The following is a 17,721-nucleotide window of genomic DNA, read 5'->3' on the forward strand; positions in this document are numbered from 1 at the left end:
TTTGAGGAATAATCCGGCCGCTTCCTGCCCGATCGGCGGGGAGCGGCCGCTAACTTCGGGTGAAAGGGCGCTCGCACAGAGCGTCTTTGGTACCGCAATCCGCTATGATGAAGTACGCATTCGGCGCAAGAAATGGTTTCCCTTGCAGCCCAGGCGCGTGACGATGGCGCCGCGCGGCCACATCCACTTTCACCCTCACAGCGAAGCTTATTGCGAGGACTTCTCACAAGTCTCCGTCATTCGTCAGGGGCTGTTTATCCACGAGATGGTGCACGTTTGGCAAAGCCAGCAAAAGGGCCGCTGGTGGCTGGTTTTCAACCGGATGCCCTGGGCGCGCTACGATTACAGTCTGAAGCCGGGCTGGGGTCTGGAGCGATACGGGATCGAGCAGCAGGCAGAGATCGTGAAACACGCATTCTTGCTTAGAAATGGCTTTGCATTGGCCGGTGCGACCGATGCGCGTGCCTATGATCTGCTGGTGAAATTTCCCGGCGCAAGTTGAGTTGGCCGGTTTGATTTGATACCAAATCGGGCAGCATCCGGGCGGCCCAACCCGCGCCCGGCCAGCGAGTCCAGCATGGAGATCACAGACTACGGCATGTCGCGCGAACGCGGCTTTCTATCGCATTATGAAATCGATGCGGTCACGCTCCCGCCAAGGTTTGACGAAACGTTGCGGGCGGCGAATAATCTTTCGGGCCTGCTATCCACAGGGCGCATACGGCATTGGCTGCATATGCTACCGGACCCGGTACTTGAAGACTGGGTGATTTCCGCACCGGACGAAGAGCTTCGCACCGCAATGGTGCATTACAGCTTTCTGGTGCAGGCTTATGTCTGGGGCGAAACCATACCGCCTGCTGCCCTCCCCGCCAATTTGGCAAGGCCGATTGCGGCGTTGGCCAAGCAACTTGGCCAGGCACCGTTGTTGCCATATTCGGGCTATGTGCTCGACAATTGGGCGCGGCTGGACAAGCATGGCCCGATCGCTCTCGACAATATATTCATGTACCAGAATTTTGCGGGCGGTGACGACGAAAACTGGTTCGTACTTATCCATGTCGCGATCGAGGCACAGGCCGGCGTTTTGCTCGACAATGCGGTGAAGCTGGTAGATGCGGCGCATTCCGGAAATGCCGGGGAGGCCGAGCGGCTGCTGACCGAAATGGAGGGCGCTTGGGAGAATATCTACGAGATTTTCAAGCGGATGCCCGAACGCTGCGATCCGTATATCTATTTCCAGCGTGTCCGGCCCTACATTCATGGCTGGGCCAACAATCCGGCGCTGGGCGGCGGGCTGATTTACGAAGGCGTCGACGCCTTTGGAGGAATGCCGCAGGCGCTGCGCGGGCAAACCGGATCACAAAGTTCGATCGTCCCCGCGATGGATGCGCTTTTCGGCGTTACGCACAGTGACGACCCGCTGAAAAGCTTCCTCGACGAATTGCACAATTATCGGCCCGTTTTGCACCGCAGGTTCATCGATGACCTGGCCAGGCAATCGAACTTGCGAACATTTGTCGAACTGTCAGATATCCAGTCGCTGAAAAATGCGTTTAACAGATGTACCGAACAAGTGGCGCGTTTTCGCACCCGGCATCTGGAATATGCTGCCAGCTATATCAACAAACAGGCCGCCAATGTTCCAGGCAATGATCCCGATGTCGGAACAGGCGGCACACCTTTCATGAAATATCTCAAGAAACACCGCGACGAAAATCGCGCGCAAACTGTGGCCTAGCGCCAAGAACGGAGGCGCTGCATAACGCGGCGCCTCCGCGTCGCTTATCAGTCCGGCTTTTTGGCAACAGCCACCATGGCCGGGCGCAAAAGGCGATCCTTGATCATGTATCCAGCCTGCATCTCCTGCACAATCGTGCCCGGTTCCGCATCATCGCTGGGTATTTCAAGCATCGCCTGATGCTGGTTCGGGTCGAGCGGAAGCCCGACCGATGCGATCCGGCTGATGCCGTGCTGGTTGAACACCTTGTCCAACTCGCGCTGCGTTGCCTGAATGCCCTGCACCAGACCTTTGAACTTGCTGTCTTCACGCAGATCTTCTGGGATTGCCTCGATCCCGCGTGACAAATTGTCAGCCACCGACAGAACATCGCGGGCAAATCCGGTCGAGGCATAGGTCCGGGCGTCGGTGATGTCCTTTTCCATCCGGCGGCGCACATTCTGGGTTTCAGCTTTCGCATAAAGCGTTTCCTGCTTTGCTGCCTCCAGATCGTCGCGCAAGGAAGCGAGCGCACCAGCCAGAGTATCACCGCTGTCTCCGTTGTCCTCCGGCTCGCCGGTGTCGAGCAGTTCTTCCGGCACGCCTTCCAGTTCCTCCGCCACCGCATCGTCCTGCGGTTCGGGCTTTTCGTCAATCATGTCCAAATACTTCCAGTTATGCGATGAGTTTGCCCAGGGATCGGGCCGTGAAATCTACCATGGGGACCACGCGTGCGTAATTCAACCGCGTGGGGCCGATCACACCCAAAACACCCACGACTTTCCCTTCACGGTCCCTGTAGGGAGCCGCAATCACGGATGATCCCGATAATGCGAACAGGCGGTTTTCCGATCCGATGAAGATTCTCGCTGCTTCGGCATGACGCGCTCTTTCGAGCAGTTCGGAAACCGATTGTTTGTTTTCCAGATCATCGATCAGTGACCGGACGCGCTCGATATCGCTCAGCGTATGGTCGTCGAGCAAATTGGCCTGCCCCCTGACAATCAATACAGGCCGTTTCGAAGCATCCTGGCTCCACACAGCCAGACCGCGCTCAACCAGGTCACGGCTGGCAGCATCAAGCGCCGATTTGCCTGACGCAATTTCCAGACCGATAGCCTTGGCAGCCTCGGGCAATGTGCGCCCCGCAAACCGCGAAGACATATAGCTCGATGCTTGTTCCAGGGCCGACAGCGCAACCCCGCCAGGCAGATCGACAACTCTGTTTTCGACGTGACCGTCTTCACCCACCAGCACCGCCAGCGCCCGGTCATGCGAAATGGAAACAAGGTTTATCTGCGCCAGCCGCGTTTCCCGCGTCGGAACCATCACCATCCCCGCAGCGCCGGTAAGGTCGGACAATAGCGAACTGGTCGTTTCGAGCGCCCGCTCGATCGGGCCCGGCTCTGCCAGCCGCGCCTCGATTGCGGCGCGCTCCTCAGCGGTGGGTTCAGCGACCTGCATCATCCCGTCAACAAACAGGCGCAGCCCGCTTTCGGTCGGCATACGCCCTGCACTGGTATGCGGCGCAGATAGCAAACCGCAAACTTCCAGATCCTTGAGCACCGAGCGGATCGAGGCGGGCGACAGGTTCAGCCCTCCCCCTCCCGCAAGCGTTTTGGAACCGACCGGCAGACCCGATTCGATATAGCCTTCGACCACAAGCCGGAAAATCTCGCGTGCGCGTTCGGTCAGTTCGGGTACCGTCCGATCGAGGGGAGAAATTGCAGCCATCCCCGCCAATGTAGCGCATCCCCTTGCAGCCTCAAGCGCTAAGCGCGTAGGGCCGCCGCTAACATCACCGGTTCACCCAGGAGAATTTCATGCGACCTTCAGGACGTAGCGCAGATGAAATGCGCAAAATTACAATCGAAACGAATTATACGAAGCACGCAGAAGGGTCTTGTCTGATATCATTTGGCGACACCAAGGTGCTTTGCACCGCCAGCGTCGAAGAACGCATCCCGCCCTGGCTGCGCGGTAAGGGTGAAGGCTGGGTCACTGGAGAATATTCGATGCTCCCGCGTTCGACCAACACGCGCAACAGCCGCGAGGCGGCGCGCGGCCAACAGTCCGGCAGAACACAAGAAATCCAGCGACTTATTGGACGCAGCTTGCGAGCCGTGGTCGATATGAAAAAGCTGGGCGAGCGTCAGATAACGCTCGATTGCGACGTTCTTCAGGCTGACGGCGGTACCCGCACGGCGTCAATTACGGGTGCGTGGGTGGCGCTGCGCCTCGCGATTAACAAACTGATGGCCGAAGGGACGATTACGCACGACCCGATAACCGCAAAAGTCGCAGCGATTTCGTGCGGCATCTACAAGGGCAACCCTGTACTCGACCTGGATTATGATGAAGATAGCGGCGCTGATGCGGATGCCAATTTCGTGCTTATCGAGGGCGGTCAGATCGCTGAAGTTCAGGCAACTGCCGAGGGCGCCACATATGATGAAGAAGGTCTGCTGCGTTTGCTACGCCTTGCGAACATCGGATGTGATGCCATCTTCAGGGAACAGGAAGCTGCGGTAAAATGACGCGCCGTATCGGTTCGGGTTCGCTGGTAATTGCGACGCACAATGCCGGCAAGCTGAAGGAAATTTCGGCGCTGCTCGAACCGCACGGCGTAAAATGTTTGTCAGCAGGGTCATTGGGGCTGCCCGAACCCCCGGAAACCGGGAAAACTTTCGCCGAGAATGCTTTGATAAAAGCGCGGGCCGCTGCGCAGTCATCGGGGATGGCTGCGCTTGCCGATGACAGTGGACTATCGGTGGCTGCGCTTGGCGGAAGGCCCGGTGTTTACACCGCTGACTGGGCGCAGCGACAATGGTTCGAAGGCCAGCCGGGCCGGGACTGGTATATGGCAATGGGCAAAGTCGAAGGTATGTTGGCAGAAAAGGGGTCTGATACAACGCGCGATGCTTGGTTCAGCTGCGTCCTGGCACTGGCGTGGCCGGATGGTGAAACTGCGATTTATGAAGGGCGGATCGACGGTTCGTTAACCTGGCCGCCGCGAGGAAACCTCGGCTTTGGTTATGATCCGGTGTTCATTCCCCAGGGGCATGATCGGACGTTTGCCGAGCTCGATCCTTCGGAAAAGCACGCCATGAGCCACCGCGCCGATGCTTTTGAAAAGCTCGTCGCCGCGCAATTCGGCCGAGTATCCTGATTAGCCGACCGGCTGCCCGATCCAGTTACCTGAGGGATAATATCTGCAGGCGAGGTAATCGTCTCGCGCACCAGCAACGATAGCGCATCCTACTTCCTGCGTGTCGCGCCATATTATCTGGGTGTAATGCCCGACATCCGACCATTGGCCCGTAGTGGACACATCGGGAAACTTGCCCGAACGGAACATTCTGCGTTCGCTCAGAAACGCGTCCATGATGGCATCAGCATCGTAATAGCCCTTTGTTCCGCGCCACAGATTTTCGCCGGTGTTTCCCCGCTGGGCCGCGGTTGAATGATACATCCGTTCATCGGCAGCCATTTGCCGTGCCCAGACATGCGCTTCGCGCGCAAGTTTGGCGCTCCATACGAGCCTCGGGACACCCATTCGCCAACGTTCGGAATTGTGCTTTTCTAGCAGGGCGCCCGCAAAATGATTGGCTGGTGCCGGCGCTGCGACTGACGGGCCTGCTAAAGACGGGCCTGCTAAAGACGGGCCTGAGATTGACGGGGCTGAGATTGACGGGCCCGAGACAAGTACAGCGACCAGTGCGGAGCAGCCAACCAGTGTCGGAGTAATGAAGTTCAGCATAGTACCCATCTTGACTTTATCGCGTTAACGAAGCCTGAAAGACGGATGGCTCGCGCGCTCTACATTCATTGGCCCTTTTGCATCGCCAAATGCCCCTATTGCGATTTCAACAGCCATGTCCGGCAGACGATAGACCTGGATCTGTGGCAGGCGGGGCTACTCGCGGATATGCGTTACGAGGCTGAACTTGCCGGAGGCGAGAAGCTGGAGAGTGTCTTTTTCGGCGGTGGTACCCCGTCTCTGATGCCTCCGGCTATGGTTTCCGCGCTTTTACAGGAAGCCGAACAATTATGGGGATTTACCGATAATATAGAGATTACGCTCGAGGCAAATCCCTCATCGGTGGAAGCAGCCAACTTTGCCGATATCGCTTCCGCCGGAGTGAACCGGGTTTCGCTTGGGTTGCAAGCATTGGACGACGACACTTTGCGATTTCTGGGCAGACTTCATGGTGCCGCAGAAGGGATGGCCGCATTAGGCGTCGCGCAGAAGCTTTTCAGCCGTGTCAGTTTTGATCTGATATACGCGAGACCGTCGCAATCCTGCGAAGCCTGGCAAAAGGAACTGGAGAGAGCGCTGTCGTTTGGAACCGGCCACCTTTCGCTTTACCAGTTGACCATCGAGCCCGGCACCCGCTTTTCGACAGATGTCAGGCGAGGTGCGTTCGAGCCATTGGCAGGTGATCCAGCGGCGGATTTGTTCGCTATCACAGCCGACCTGACAGCTGCGGCCGGGCTACCCGCTTATGAAGTCAGCAACCATGCCAAGTCAGGCGAGGAGAGCCGTCACAATCTGGCTTACTGGCGATATCAGGATTATTGCGGGATTGGTCCCGGTGCCCATGGCAGGCGCGGCAACCACGCAACGATACGCCACAAAAAACCTGAAAACTGGCTGAAATCAATTGCCGGCATTCGGAACGGAATCACCGAGGATCGTCAGATAACCCCGCAGGAGCAAGCTGGCGAAGCGCTGTTGATGGGGCTGCGGTTGGCCGAGGGGATCGATCTTGCCGCGCTCGGCGCGAGGCTGGCTATCGCGCCTGAAGACTTGGTCAACCATGATCGGCTCAGGTTTTACGGCGATCTCGGGCTTGTCTGGTCAGAGGGCCGCAGGATCGGCGTGACACCGGCGGGGATGCCGGTTCTGGACGGGTTGTTGGCTGAACTGGTTTCCAATTCGCTGGTATCGGCATGATGCATGCTGGCTTTCTGGAAGTTTGGCGAACTTATCTGAATTCGGGTCGCAGGCGATCGCCTCACACGGTCCGGGCGTATTGCGCCGCTGCAAAACGGCTGCTTGTCGGCGGAAATTACCAGACCTGGTCCGATGTCGCGAGAATCGATGTGGGCGCGCTGCGTGCACATCTCGCTTCGCGGCGCGCAGACGGGCTGGGCAATGCATCTGCGGCGCGCGAATTGTCAGCATTGAAGGCCTTTATCGCTTTTGCGCGCGGGCAAGCGGGTTATTCCGATCCGGCACCACCCAGGATGCGCGGTCCACGAATAAAAAAAGGGCTGCCGCGCCCTGTGACCCCTGATGAGGCTACCGGCCTCGCCCAGCAGGTTGCCGACGATGGCGAAGGCTGGATCGGCAAACGTGACCGCGCGGTTTTGCTGCTGCTTTACGGCGCGGGATTGCGAATTGCCGAGGCGCTTTCACTCAAGGTTTCGGATATGCCGCTGGGCGATACACTCACGGTTACCGGCAAAGGTGGCAAGCAGCGCATGGTCCCCGTCCTGCCAACCGTGGCCGATGCGGTGGCCGACTATGCCGCTGCAAGCCCCTTCCCCGCAGCGCCTGCAGATCCGCTGTTTCGCGGCGTGAAAGGCGGCGCGCTTTCGCCCGGAATGATCCAGAAAGCTGTGGCACGCGCGCGTATTTCGCTTGGGCTGCCATCCACTGCGACGCCCCATGCACTGAGACACAGTTTCGCCACGCATCTGCTGGGTGCAGGTGCCGATTTGCGTAGTTTGCAGGAACTGCTTGGCCACGCCAGTTTGGGATCGACCCAGATCTATACGAAAGTCGATGCCGCATCGATGCTTGACACTTACCGTTCGGCCCATCCGCGCGCGAAAAACTAACGTTTGGCGCGCGGTTTCCATGTTGCCAGCCGCCAGACATATGCCCCCAGCGAGATAACCACGATAGCGATCAGCACCCCGCTGACGATATTTTCCGTGCCTTCGAAAGTGCGCGATAGCCACTGGGTGCCGGCGATCAGCATGACATTCCACAATGCCGCGCCGGCGGCCGTAAACAGGCAGAACTTCAGCTTGTTCATGTGCGCCAGTCCTGCGGGTAGCGAAATCATGGTCCGCATGACCGGCGTCGCGCGCAGAATAAATACAACCCAATGGCCGTGCCTGCTGAAAAAGCTCGTGGCGCGCTCGACGTCTTCCCATTCCATCGTGAGCCAGCGGCCGAACCGGTCGATAATGGGGCCCAGCCTGCGATAACCGAACCTGTCGCCGATCCAGAACCAGAAGTAATTGCCTACCAGCGTTCCGATCGTTCCCGCAGCAAGCAATGGCCAGAACTCCATCCTTCCGCGCTCGACCGCAAGCGCTCCTGCGCCCATGATTACCTCGGAAGGCATCGGCGGAAAGATGTTTTCCAACACCATCAACAGCGCGACCCCGGCATAACCAAGCCGCGCAATAATTTCGACAATCAGATCATCCATTTCGCAATAACGCCGCGCCCGCCGTTTGGTTCGCTTATTTTCCCAGACGTGCCTCGATAGCATCCCAGATCAAACCCGGCGTATCGGTCCCGTTAAAGCGATCGATCGCGACGATCCCGGTGGGCGATGTCACGTTGATTTCCGTCAGCCACTGCCCACCGATGACATCAATCCCGACAAATACCAGACCGCGCCGTTTGAGTTCTGGCCCCATTGCATCACAGATTTCCTGCTCGCGGACAGAAAGCTGCGTTGCCTCCGCAAAGCCGCCTTGCGCGAGATTGCTGCGAAATTCACCCTCGCCCGGCTTGCGGTTAATCGCTCCGCTAACGACTCCGTCAACCAGCACGATACGCTTGTCCCCTTCGCTGACTTCGGGAAGAAACGGTTGAACCATATGCGGCTCGGGCCAGGTAAGATTGAACATTTCGGACAGTGCCGACAGGTTTGTACCGTCGCCATCGATCTTGAAAATCGCTTTTCCGCCATTCCCGTGAAGCGGCTTGACCACCACGGAACCATGCATTTTCTGGAAAGACTGAATGTCTTCCAGACGCCGGGTTACCAGTGTGGGCGGCATGAACCGGGCGTAATCAAGCACGAACATTTTTTCCGGTGCATTTATTACTTCGCGCGGATCGTTTGCGACCAGCGTTTTTCCTTTCAACCGGTCCAGCAGCAGTGCGGCACTGATATACCCTAAATCGAACGGCGGGTCCTGCCGCATCAAAATCACGTCGATATCGTCCGCAAGATCAATTTTCCGGTGCTCGCCCATCGTGAAATGGTCGCCAGCGACCCGCTGGACAGTCACCGGGGCAGCGAATGCAGCAAGTTGGTCCGTGCCCGTGTCATAGCTCAGCGTAGAGACATCATAATGCCACACCGAATATCCCCGTTCCTGGCCCGACAGCATCAATGCAAAGCTGGAGTCCCCTGCGATGTTGATGCCTTCCATCGGGTCCATCTGCACTGCGATGCGTAAATTCATTTTCGGGTCCTCAGGGTTGCCAGGCGTTGACGATGTGGCGCGGGCGCTGTCCGGGCGCAAGCAGCATCACATCGATCCGGACTGTTTCATCTGCCTCGGCATAATTATGCGCAACTGCTTCTACGGCAGCAGCGACACGGCGCAGCCGGTATTCATCGATTGCGTAATCCAGATCAGCCGCCTTTGCCCGCCATTTGACTTCGACAAAAGCAACCGTGTTTCCCCGGCGGACGATCAGGTCGATCTCGCCGCGCGGAGTTTTTACGCGTTTTGCCACGGTCCGCCAGCCTTGCAGCAGCAGCCAGAGCGAAGCGAAACGTTCGCCCTTACGCCCGCGCTGTTCGGCAAGCTGCCTGCTCATCCGCCGCGCAACTCCATCGCCCGGGCATATAATTTCTTGCGGTCCATGCCTGTCGCGCGGGCCACTTCACCGGCGGCTTGTGACGGCTTGCTGCGGGTCAGCGCCTCAATCAGCAGCATATCGGCATCCTCGGCGCTAGTTTCGGCATCCGCCGGCGGACCGATCATTAGCACAATCTCGCCTTTTGGCGGGTGCGCCTTGTAATGCGCCGCCAGTTCCTCTGCAGGTCCGGTGCGGCATTCTTCGTATAATTTGGTCAGTTCGCGTGCGACGGCGATGTCTCGGCCCGGCAGAATATTGGTTATCGCCTCAAGTGATTTTACCAGCCTTGGGCCCGTCTCGTAGAAAATCAACGTGGCCTGCACTGAAGCAAATTCGGCCAGAATCCCGCCGCGCGCCTTTTCCTTGGCAGGCAGAAAACCTGCGAACAGAAACCTGTCATTGGGCAAACCGGATAATGTCAGGGCGGTTGTGACAGCGTTGGGCCCGGGCAGGCTGGTGACGGTTACGCCAGCTTCACGCGCAGTCTGTACCAGGCGATAGCCGGGATCGGCAATCAGCGGAGTGCCGGCATCACTCACCAGCGCAACGGCGCGTGTTTGCATCGATTCCACCAGACGCTGGCGATCGCGCGCACCGCTGTGGTCGTCATAGCGCCACAGCGGTTTTGATATGCCCAGATGCTTCATAAGCTTGCCGGTGACGCGCGTATCCTCGCAGGCGATACCGTCACACCGCGCCAACACGTCTTTTGCACGCATGGTGATATCACCAAGATTGCCAATCGGAGTGGCAACTATATACAGTCCCGCAGATAATATTTCGGGATGATTTGCGGTCGGTGCGGGCTCGGTCACATCAACCCTTTGAACCATCCACGCAGGGAGCGGCAAGCATGTTCGGGATTTCTTTAGACAGGCATAGGGTTTTCAACCGGCGCGGAATAATCGTCGCGGGCGCCGCAATGTTGCTGGGTGCCTGTTCGGTCATTCCAAAAGGTGCCGAACCCCGGCCCGAGCCAGTCGCCAAACCGGCACCCCGTCCCGCCCCCGGTCCCACCGCGTTACCCACTGATGACAGCCGCCACCGTGTCGCACTGCTGGTTCCGCTATCGGGAACGAACGGAGCGGTCGGGCAATCGATCGCAAATGCCACCACTATGGCACTGCTTGATACCAATGCCGATAATCTGCGGATCACGACCTATGATACCGCGAAGAATGCGCGCGATGCAGCGCGCCGCGCGATTGCGGATGGCAACAAGCTGATCCTTGGCCCGCTCATGTCGGACAACATATCGTCCGTTCTGGCAGAAGCGCGGCCCGCGAACGTGCCGCTGATTTCCTATTCAAACGATATCGCCGGTGCCGCAAACGGCGTTTATCTCTTGGGTCATGTACCCGGTCAATCGATCGCGCGAACGATTGATTACGCCCGAAAGAAAGGCGCGTCCCGTTTTGCAGCGTTGATTCCTGCGGGCGACTATGGCGCACGTGCCGAGGCGGCTTTCCGCTCGTCGGTCGAGGCTGAGGGCGGCACGCTGGTGGCTGTGGAGAGCTATGATCGGGGGAATACTTCGATAATGGGCGCAGGACAGCGGCTGAAATCGCGCGGCGGCTATGACGCTGTGCTAATTGCCGATGGAGCAAGATTGTCCATCCAGGCCGCAGACACTCTCCGTTCCAATAGCACGCAATTGATCGGGACGGAGTTATGGAGCGGCGAATCGTCCCTCATGCGCGCTTCTGCGCTACGCGGCGCACTCTTTTCAGCAGTATCGGATGCGCGATTCCGCCGGTTTACCGATAGTTACCGCGCACGGTTCGACACAGCCCCTTACCGTATATCGACGCTCGGATATGACAGTGTGCTGCTGGCGCTACGCGTCGCCAGCAACGGGTGGAAGCCCGGACGCGTCTTTCCGGTAAAAGAATTGCAGGATGAAGGCGGTTTCCTCGGGCTCGACGGCGCATTCCGCTTCGGCAGCAACGGTGTTGCAGAACGGGTTATGGAAGTCCGTGAGGTCCGCAATGGCAGTGTTGCTATCGTTGATGCGGCCCCTACCCGCTTCGACGACTGACGATAACGCAAATGCTTTGCTTGTAAGGCGCGGAATCTCGGGCTTATAGCGGGCGTATGTCCGACGACGATCTGTTTAAAAACCCGCCTGCCGACAATAGCAACTACGACAGCTCCTCGATCGAGGTTCTCGAAGGGCTGGAACCTGTCCGGCGCAGACCGGGCATGTATATCGGCGGCGTGGATGATCGCGCGCTGCACCATCTCGCGGCTGAAGTGATCGACAATTCGATGGACGAGGCTGTTGCAGGTTTCGCCAACCGGATCGAAGTCACGCTCGAAGAAGACAATCGCCTGACCGTGAGCGATAACGGGCGCGGCATTCCGGTTGACGAGCATCCCAAATTTCCCGGCAAAAGCACGCTGGAAGTAATCATGTCCACGCTGCATTCGGGCGGCAAATTCAGCGGGAAGGCTTATGCGACAAGCGGCGGGCTGCACGGTGTCGGCGTTTCGGTGGTCAACGCGCTTTCCAGCCATACCCGCGTCGAGGTTGCACGCGACAAGCAGTTGTATGCGCAGGAATTTGCCAGGGGCGAAACACTCGGCAAGATCGAAAAGCTCGGCACCACACCAAACCGGCGCGGGACGACGGTAAGCTTTACTCCGGACACAGAAATCTTCGGCGATCGTCAATTCAAAGCCAGACGTTTGTTCAAACTGGCCCGGTCGAAGGCCTATTTGTTCGCCGGTGTCGAGATTCGCTGGAAATGCGCGCCTTCACTGGCGGTGGACGATGTGCCGCAAGAGGCAGTTTTCCAGTTTCCGGGCGGTCTTGCCGACCATCTGGCCGAGCAGATCAAAGACCGCGAATGCGTCACCGCGCAGCCGTTTACAGGAAATCAGGACTTTTCCGGAGATAAAGGCCGCGTCGAATGGGCGATAGCCTGGCCGCTATGGTCGGAAGGCTCGACCAGCTGGTATTGCAACACGGTTCCGACACCCGATGGCGGCACGCACGAACAGGGGCTTCGCGCAGCCTTGACCAAGGGACTGCGCGCGTTCGGTGATTTGACCGGCGCCAAAAAGGCCAAGGACCTTACGGCCGATGACATCATGGCAGGCAGCGAAATCATGCTGTCGCTATTTATTCGCGATCCCCAGTTCCAGAGCCAGACGAAGGACCGCTTGACGTCTGCCGATGCCACGCGGCTGGTGGAAAACGCTGTCCGCGACCATTTCGACCACTTCCTCACCGATAATATGGACCGCGGCAAAGCCTTGCTTGGCCAAGTGATGGAACGGATGGATGAACGCTTGCGACGCAAGGCCGAACGCGAGGTCAAACGCAAAACCGCCACCAACGCCAAGAAGCTGCGTCTGCCTGGCAAGCTCACCGATTGCAGCGGTGAAGGCGATGGGGAAACCGAGATATTTATCGTCGAAGGTGACAGCGCCGGTGGCAGCGCCAAACAGGCGCGGAACCGCAAAACGCAGGCGATCCTGCCAATCCGCGGCAAAATCCTCAACGTGGCCAGCGCCACGCCTGAAAAAATCGCCGCCAACAGCGAAATTGCCGACCTTTCGCTGGCACTGGGCTGCGGCACACGCAAGAATTGCGATGCGGAAAATTTGCGCTACGACCGTGTGGTTATCATGACCGATGCCGATGTCGATGGTGCACATATCGCCACGCTGCTGATGACGTTTTTCTTTCAGGAAATGACCGATATCGTTCGCAACGGGCATCTTTTCCTTGCCCAGCCGCCGCTTTATCGCCTCGTTTCAGGTAAGGAGAGCCGCTACGCCCGCGACGATGCGCACCGCGAAGTGCTCGAAAATACCGTGTTCAAAGGTAAGAAGGTCGAGGTAGGACGCTTCAAGGGGCTTGGCGAAATGAACCCTTCGCAGTTGCGCGAGACCACGATGGATCCCGCCAGCCGCAGTCTGATCCGGATAACGCTGCCGCCGGAATTTGAAGATCGCGCCGCCGTGAAGGAACTGGTGGACCGGCTGATGGGCCGCAATCCCGAACATCGCTTCAATTTCATCCAGAACCGCGCAGGCGAGGTTGACCGGGATTTGATCGACGCCTGAACCGCCCCCGGCATCCCTGCCCCTTGCTTCCTGAATTGCGCGCACCTAAGACTTTAATCGAACGATTAAACGACAGGATTCTTGCATGACAGACCAGACCACTGGCCGCTTTGAAGGCACCAGCAGTTACATCGCGACCGAAGATTTGAAAGTGGCAGTCAACGCCGCAGTGACGCTGCGCCGCCCGTTGCTGGTGAAGGGTGAGCCTGGAACCGGCAAGACCGTACTCGCGCATGAAGTGGCGCAGGCAATGGGCGCACCGATGATAGAGTGGAACATCAAATCCACCACCAAAGCGCAGCAAGGTTTGTACGAATATGACGCGGTTGCCCGCCTGCGTGATGGACAGCTTGGCGAAGAAGCCGTTCATGATATTTCGAATTACATCAAGAAAGGCAAATTGTGGGAGGCGTTTACCAGTCCCGAACTGCCGGTATTGCTGATCGACGAAATCGACAAGGCTGATATCGAATTTCCCAACGATCTGTTGCAGGAACTCGACCGGATGAGCTTCGACGTTTACGAAACGAAAGAACGGGTCACAGCTATCGAACGCCCGGTGATGATCATCACTTCGAACAATGAAAAAGAATTGCCTGACGCGTTCCTGCGGCGCTGTTTCTTTCACTATATCAAATTTCCGGAACGGGACACGATGCAGGCAATCATCGACGTCCATTTTCCCGGGATTCAGAAAAACCTCGTCACCAAGGCGATGGATATTTTTTACGAGCTGCGCGAAGTACCCGGTCTGAAGAAAAAGCCCAGCACCAGCGAATTGCTTGATTGGCTGAAATTGCTGCTGAACGAGGATATGCCGCTGGAAGTCTTGCAAAATGCGGATTCCACCAAGGCTATTCCGCCCCTCCACGGCGCTTTGCTGAAGAACGAGCAGGACGTCATGTTGTTTGAACGGCTGGCTTTCATGTCGCGCCGCCAAACCTGACCGGGCGATGTTTTTCGATTTCATAGACGAGTTGCGCGCCGCCGGTATCAAGGCCAGCTTCAAGGAGCATCTGACGCTGCTTGAGGCGCTGGACCGTGACGTTATCGAGCAGACACCCGAAGCGTTTTACTATCTCTCGCGCGCGACCTTTGTGAAGGATGAAGGGCTGCTCGACCGGTTTGACCAGGTGTTCAACAAGGTCTTCAAGGGCGTTCTGACCGACTATGGCCAGAACCCTGTCGATATTCCCGAAGAATGGCTGAAGCAGGTTGCGGAAAAATTTCTGACGCCGGAAGAAATGGCGGAAATCGAAAGCCTGGGCGACTGGGACGAGATTATGGACACGCTCAAGAAGCGGCTCGAGGAGCAGGAAAAGCGTCATGAGGGCGGCAACAAGTGGATCGGAACGGGCGGGACTTCGCCGTTCGGCCATGGCGGTTATAATCCCGAAGGCGTGCGGATCGGCGGGGAGAGCAAGCATAAACGTGCGCTGAAAGTCTGGGAAAAGCGCGATTTCAAGAACCTTGATAACAGCAAGGAACTTGGCACTCGTAACATAAAAATGGCGCTGCGCCGGTTGCGGCGCTTCGCCCGTGAAGGTGCTGCGGACGAGCTCGATCTCGACGCCACGATCGAGGGAACAGCCAAGCAAGGCTGGCTCGACATTCAAATGCGCCCCGAACGGCACAATGCGGTAAAACTGCTGCTGTTTCTTGATGTTGGCGGATCAATGGATCCATTCATCAAGGTGGTCGAGGAATTGTTCAGCGCAGCAAATACCGAGTTCAAGAACCTCGAATTTTTCTACTTCCATAATTGCCTGTATGAAGGCGTGTGGAAGGACAACCGCCGCCGCTGGACCGAACGTACCAAGACGTGGGACATCCTCCACAAATATGGCCATGACTATAAAGTAATCTTTGTCGGTGACGCCGCCATGAGCCCGTATGAAATCACCCACCCCGGCGGCAGCGTAGAGCATATGAACGAGGAAGCCGGAGCGATGTGGATGCAGCGCATAGCAAACACCTATCCTGCGACTGTGTGGATCAACCCTGTGCCGCAGCAGCAATGGGGTTATTCGCAAAGCACCAAAATGCTCAAACAACTGGTCAATGACCGGATGTACGAGCTTACTCTCGACGGCCTGGACGAAGCAATGCGTGAACTGAGCCGGAAACAGGGCGCCTGATTGCACGCGGTAACCGGCCACGCGATCGTCAAACAAACCACTAAACAAAATTGCCGGTCGCGGGTCCAAAAAACCGCGACCGGCACAATTTCAGGTTGAAATTCCTACTCGCCGTACCATTGGCCAGTACCGCGCGATTGTGTCGGGGAATACCATTCCATCGTCAAACCACCGCGGCGGCCGGACTGGTCTCCGGATTTCGACTCGATGCCGCCAACACACCCTAGCGCGGTATCCGGTCCGGCCTCACCGAGATAGTTGCAGCCATAAACCAGTGAGGTCGTTCCGCCGGAATCGCTGGTTGTGCATGCCAGATGGATGGTAAATATGCCCCCGTCAGGTTGGTCCATCCCAACGCACCTTACCGTACCGGCCTGCTCGCTTCCGTCAGAGAATTTCGTTTGATATGCGCCCTTCACCACGCCGCCGCCATATTGCGGACCATCGGTGCCGGTCATACCGCCAATTGATTCGACCGGTTCCCACACGACGTTATAGGTAAAGCTCTGGCCCAGCGCGCTAACGCTCAACACGAGTGAAGCCGCCGCAGCGGCGCCTGTGATAAATGTTTTCATGGATCGAGTGCCCTTGCAAAATACCGGAGTTCCGATTGCAAACCGGATCGCCAGCTATGATGCGCCCCTGACGGACCGATAGCACGATTGTCGTTTTAACTGAAGCTCGGCCCGATCATTCGCTCCGCGCCTGCTCCGGCAAACCAGTTTCGCCGAAGAAACCGGCCAGTCAGTATATCCGGTATTTCACGGTTGCGCTGCGCCAGGCGTCTTCATCTGTCCGTGCGATGGCCTCGAGATCGGCCGGCACGCTGCCTGCATCATCAACCCATTTACGCAAAGCCGGCCCGCCGTTGATCACATCGATAGCCAATCGGTCCAACTCATATTCGTAAGGAAAGTCCCGCCAGAGATCATATTCCGGGTACAAACTACGGATGGCTTTAAAGGCCAGCGCCTGCAGCCGCCATGGTTTGAATGCTGCGTGATCGTAAAACGCTCCTTCGGCGTGGATCATCAGGGCGTTGCATAATTTGCCCGCATGTTTGTGAAACGTCGGCTCGAAATAGCATTCGCGGATCGCGCAGCCTACCATCCATTCGGGCGCGGCGCGGCACATCTCGGCAAGCACTGCCGCGGCATCGATATCGGGCGCGCCGAACAACACCTCCAGAGGGCGGGTGGTTCCCCTGCCCTCGCTCACATTTGCGCCCTCGATCATGACGGTTCCGGCATAGGCGCGGGCCATGTTGACGGTCGCGGCATTGGGGCTGGGATTGATCCAGACGCGATCGGTGGGCCAGCCATATCCGGGCGCGGCGTCCGGTTCCCAGCCCTGCATTTCGATGACCCTGTACTGCACATCAATGCCGAAGTGTTCGATAAACCAGTGACCCATCTCGCCCATGGTCAGGCCGTGGCGCATCGGCATCGGCCCGGCACCTACGAAGCTTTCCTGACCCGGTACCAGCAATGTACCCTCCACCGGACGTCCAGCAGGATTTGGTCGGTCAAGCACCCAGACCTCCTTGCCGTGCTGCTGCGCCGCTTCGAGCAGATAGAGCAAAGTCGTGACGAAGGTGTAGATCCGGCAGCCGAGATCCTGCAGATCGAACAGGAAGACATCCGCGCACGACATCATTTGTCCGGTCGGGCGCCGTACCTCGCCGTAAAGACTGAATACCGGGATGCCGTATTGCGGATCGGTCTCGTCCGCAGTTTCGACCATATTGTCCTGTTTGTCGCCTTTCAGCCCGTGTTGCGGCCCGAACGCGCTGGTGATGTTTACCCCCGCTGCAATCAGCGCATCGAGAGTGTGCGTCAGATCTTGCGTGACCGATGCCGGATGCGCGACCAAAGCTGTGCGTCTGCCTTTGAGTTGTTCAAGCAATCCAGGGTCCGAAAGCAGACGATCAATCCCGAACTTCACGC

At 57.9% G+C, this 17,721-nt stretch carries 19 protein-coding genes; 10 read left to right on the forward strand and 9 right to left on the reverse strand.

Annotation, left to right across the window (positions count from 1 at the left end; genetic code table 11):
• Nucleotide 1: 1 nt before the first annotated feature.
• Nucleotides 2-502, forward strand: a complete 501-nt coding sequence (locus WFP06_RS06955) for a vgr related protein (protein ID WP_336986494.1) — start codon at nt 2-4, stop codon at nt 500-502.
• Nucleotides 503-577: 75 nt separating this feature from the next.
• A complete protein-coding gene (locus tag WFP06_RS06960) occupies nt 578-1,741 on the forward strand; it encodes a PrnB family protein (protein WP_336986495.1) in 1,164 nt (387 codons plus the stop codon).
• A gap of 47 nt (nt 1,742-1,788) precedes the next feature.
• Here WFP06_RS06960 and WFP06_RS06965 read toward each other — a convergent pair whose 3' ends face one another.
• Together WFP06_RS06965 and hrcA are read right to left on the reverse strand one after the other, a co-directional pair.
• Nucleotides 1,789-2,379 (reverse strand): nucleotide exchange factor GrpE, encoded by a 591-nt coding sequence (locus WFP06_RS06965; protein ID WP_336986496.1) that lies wholly within the window; start codon nt 2,377-2,379, stop codon nt 1,789-1,791.
• Nucleotides 2,380-2,395: 16 nt separating this feature from the next.
• The gene (gene hrcA / locus WFP06_RS06970) at nt 2,396-3,454 is read right to left on the reverse strand and encodes a heat-inducible transcriptional repressor HrcA (protein WP_336986497.1); all 1,059 of its coding nucleotides are present in this window, start codon (nt 3,452-3,454) and stop codon (nt 2,396-2,398) included.
• Between the two features lie 89 nt (nt 3,455-3,543).
• Between hrcA and rph the strand changes: the two genes are divergently transcribed.
• Nucleotides 3,544-4,257, forward strand: a complete 714-nt coding sequence (rph, locus tag WFP06_RS06975) for a ribonuclease PH (RefSeq protein ID WP_336986498.1) — start codon at nt 3,544-3,546, stop codon at nt 4,255-4,257.
• Nucleotides 4,254-4,889, forward strand: a complete 636-nt coding sequence (gene rdgB, locus WFP06_RS06980; protein WP_336986499.1) for an RdgB/HAM1 family non-canonical purine NTP pyrophosphatase — start codon at nt 4,254-4,256, stop codon at nt 4,887-4,889. Before rph ends, rdgB begins: the two co-directional genes overlap by 4 nt.
• On the opposite strand, the gene WFP06_RS06985 is transcribed toward rdgB, so the two are convergent.
• Complete coding sequence (locus WFP06_RS06985) at nt 4,890-5,408, reverse strand: CAP domain-containing protein (RefSeq protein ID WP_419716242.1); 519 nt, start codon at nt 5,406-5,408, stop codon at nt 4,890-4,892.
• Between the two features lie 117 nt (nt 5,409-5,525).
• Here WFP06_RS06985 and hemW point away from each other — a divergent pair, with 117 nt between their 5' ends.
• Both hemW and WFP06_RS06995 read left to right on the forward strand, forming a co-directional pair.
• Entirely contained in the window at nt 5,526-6,677 is a 1,152-nt protein-coding gene (gene hemW / locus WFP06_RS06990) for a radical SAM family heme chaperone HemW (RefSeq protein WP_336986501.1), read from the forward strand.
• Entirely contained in the window at nt 6,674-7,567 is an 894-nt protein-coding gene (locus WFP06_RS06995; protein ID WP_336986502.1) for a tyrosine recombinase XerC, read from the forward strand. The genes hemW and WFP06_RS06995 overlap by 4 nt, the downstream gene beginning before the upstream one ends.
• On the opposite strand, the gene WFP06_RS07000 is transcribed toward WFP06_RS06995, so the two are convergent.
• Genes WFP06_RS07000 through rsmI form a run of 4 tightly spaced genes read right to left on the reverse strand, consistent with a single transcriptional unit; the run spans nt 7,564 to nt 10,396 of the window.
• A complete protein-coding gene (locus tag WFP06_RS07000; protein ID WP_336986503.1) occupies nt 7,564-8,169 on the reverse strand; it encodes a DedA family protein in 606 nt (201 codons plus the stop codon). The two genes, WFP06_RS06995 and WFP06_RS07000, sit on opposite strands and share 4 nt — an antisense overlap.
• A gap of 34 nt (nt 8,170-8,203) precedes the next feature.
• Nucleotides 8,204-9,160, reverse strand: a complete 957-nt coding sequence (gene gshB / locus WFP06_RS07005; protein WP_336986504.1) for a glutathione synthase — start codon at nt 9,158-9,160, stop codon at nt 8,204-8,206.
• A 10-nt stretch (nt 9,161-9,170) separates the two neighbouring features.
• Entirely contained in the window at nt 9,171-9,521 is a 351-nt protein-coding gene (locus WFP06_RS07010; protein WP_336986505.1) for a YraN family protein, read from the reverse strand.
• Nucleotides 9,518-10,396, reverse strand: coding sequence for a 16S rRNA (cytidine(1402)-2'-O)-methyltransferase (rsmI, locus tag WFP06_RS07015; protein ID WP_419716219.1), 879 nt, complete (start codon nt 10,394-10,396; stop codon nt 9,518-9,520). Before rsmI ends, WFP06_RS07010 begins: the two co-directional genes overlap by 4 nt.
• Before the next feature lie 20 nt (nt 10,397-10,416).
• Between rsmI and WFP06_RS07020 the strand changes: the two genes are divergently transcribed.
• The 4 genes from WFP06_RS07020 (at nt 10,417) to WFP06_RS07035 (ending at nt 15,775) form a co-directional block, all read left to right on the forward strand.
• Nucleotides 10,417-11,601, forward strand: a complete 1,185-nt coding sequence (locus WFP06_RS07020) for a penicillin-binding protein activator (RefSeq protein WP_336986507.1) — start codon at nt 10,417-10,419, stop codon at nt 11,599-11,601.
• 56 nt (nt 11,602-11,657) lie between these two features.
• A complete protein-coding gene (gene parE, locus WFP06_RS07025; RefSeq protein WP_336986508.1) occupies nt 11,658-13,637 on the forward strand; it encodes a DNA topoisomerase IV subunit B in 1,980 nt (659 codons plus the stop codon).
• Nucleotides 13,638-13,722: 85 nt separating this feature from the next.
• Nucleotides 13,723-14,583 (forward strand): AAA family ATPase, encoded by an 861-nt coding sequence (locus WFP06_RS07030; RefSeq protein ID WP_336986509.1) that lies wholly within the window; start codon nt 13,723-13,725, stop codon nt 14,581-14,583.
• A 7-nt stretch (nt 14,584-14,590) separates the two neighbouring features.
• A complete protein-coding gene (locus WFP06_RS07035; protein ID WP_336986510.1) occupies nt 14,591-15,775 on the forward strand; it encodes a vWA domain-containing protein in 1,185 nt (394 codons plus the stop codon).
• A 104-nt stretch (nt 15,776-15,879) separates the two neighbouring features.
• Here the strand turns inward: WFP06_RS07035 and WFP06_RS07040 are convergent, their stop codons facing one another.
• Together WFP06_RS07040 and WFP06_RS07045 are read right to left on the reverse strand one after the other, a co-directional pair.
• Nucleotides 15,880-16,350, reverse strand: a complete 471-nt coding sequence (locus tag WFP06_RS07040) for a hypothetical protein (RefSeq protein ID WP_336986511.1) — start codon at nt 16,348-16,350, stop codon at nt 15,880-15,882.
• 169 nt (nt 16,351-16,519) lie between these two features.
• Nucleotides 16,520-17,719, reverse strand: coding sequence for an exo-beta-N-acetylmuramidase NamZ family protein (locus WFP06_RS07045; protein ID WP_336987656.1), 1,200 nt, complete (start codon nt 17,717-17,719; stop codon nt 16,520-16,522).
• Nucleotides 17,720-17,721: the final 2 nt, after the last annotated feature.

The sequence above is a fragment of the Altererythrobacter aquiaggeris genome (assembly GCF_037154015.1).
GTDB classification, from domain to species: domain Bacteria; phylum Pseudomonadota; class Alphaproteobacteria; order Sphingomonadales; family Sphingomonadaceae; genus Aestuarierythrobacter; species Aestuarierythrobacter aquiaggeris.

Coding starts and splice junctions, on each gene's coding strand:
- WFP06_RS06995 (WP_336986502.1), top strand. CDS start 6,674: ATGATGCATGCTGGCTTTCTGGAAGTTTGGCGAACTTATCTGAATTCG.
- rsmI (WP_419716219.1), bottom strand. CDS start 10,396: ATGGTTCAAAGGGTTGATGTGACCGAGCCCGCACCGACCGCAAATCAT.
- WFP06_RS07030 (WP_336986509.1), top strand. CDS start 13,723: ATGACAGACCAGACCACTGGCCGCTTTGAAGGCACCAGCAGTTACATC.
- WFP06_RS07035 (WP_336986510.1), top strand. CDS start 14,591: ATGTTTTTCGATTTCATAGACGAGTTGCGCGCCGCCGGTATCAAGGCC.
- rph (WP_336986498.1), top strand. CDS start 3,544: ATGCGACCTTCAGGACGTAGCGCAGATGAAATGCGCAAAATTACAATC.
- gshB (WP_336986504.1), bottom strand. CDS start 9,160: ATGAATTTACGCATCGCAGTGCAGATGGACCCGATGGAAGGCATCAAC.
- WFP06_RS07010 (WP_336986505.1), bottom strand. CDS start 9,521: ATGAGCAGGCAGCTTGCCGAACAGCGCGGGCGTAAGGGCGAACGTTTC.
- hrcA (WP_336986497.1), bottom strand. CDS start 3,454: ATGGCTGCAATTTCTCCCCTCGATCGGACGGTACCCGAACTGACCGAA.
- WFP06_RS07000 (WP_336986503.1), bottom strand. CDS start 8,169: ATGGATGATCTGATTGTCGAAATTATTGCGCGGCTTGGTTATGCCGGG.
- WFP06_RS06965 (WP_336986496.1), bottom strand. CDS start 2,379: ATGATTGACGAAAAGCCCGAACCGCAGGACGATGCGGTGGCGGAGGAA.
- WFP06_RS07020 (WP_336986507.1), top strand. CDS start 10,417: ATGTTCGGGATTTCTTTAGACAGGCATAGGGTTTTCAACCGGCGCGGA.
- WFP06_RS06960 (WP_336986495.1), top strand. CDS start 578: ATGGAGATCACAGACTACGGCATGTCGCGCGAACGCGGCTTTCTATCG.
- hemW (WP_336986501.1), top strand. CDS start 5,526: ATGGCTCGCGCGCTCTACATTCATTGGCCCTTTTGCATCGCCAAATGC.
- WFP06_RS07040 (WP_336986511.1), bottom strand. CDS start 16,350: ATGAAAACATTTATCACAGGCGCCGCTGCGGCGGCTTCACTCGTGTTG.
- rdgB (WP_336986499.1), top strand. CDS start 4,254: ATGACGCGCCGTATCGGTTCGGGTTCGCTGGTAATTGCGACGCACAAT.
- parE (WP_336986508.1), top strand. CDS start 11,658: ATGTCCGACGACGATCTGTTTAAAAACCCGCCTGCCGACAATAGCAAC.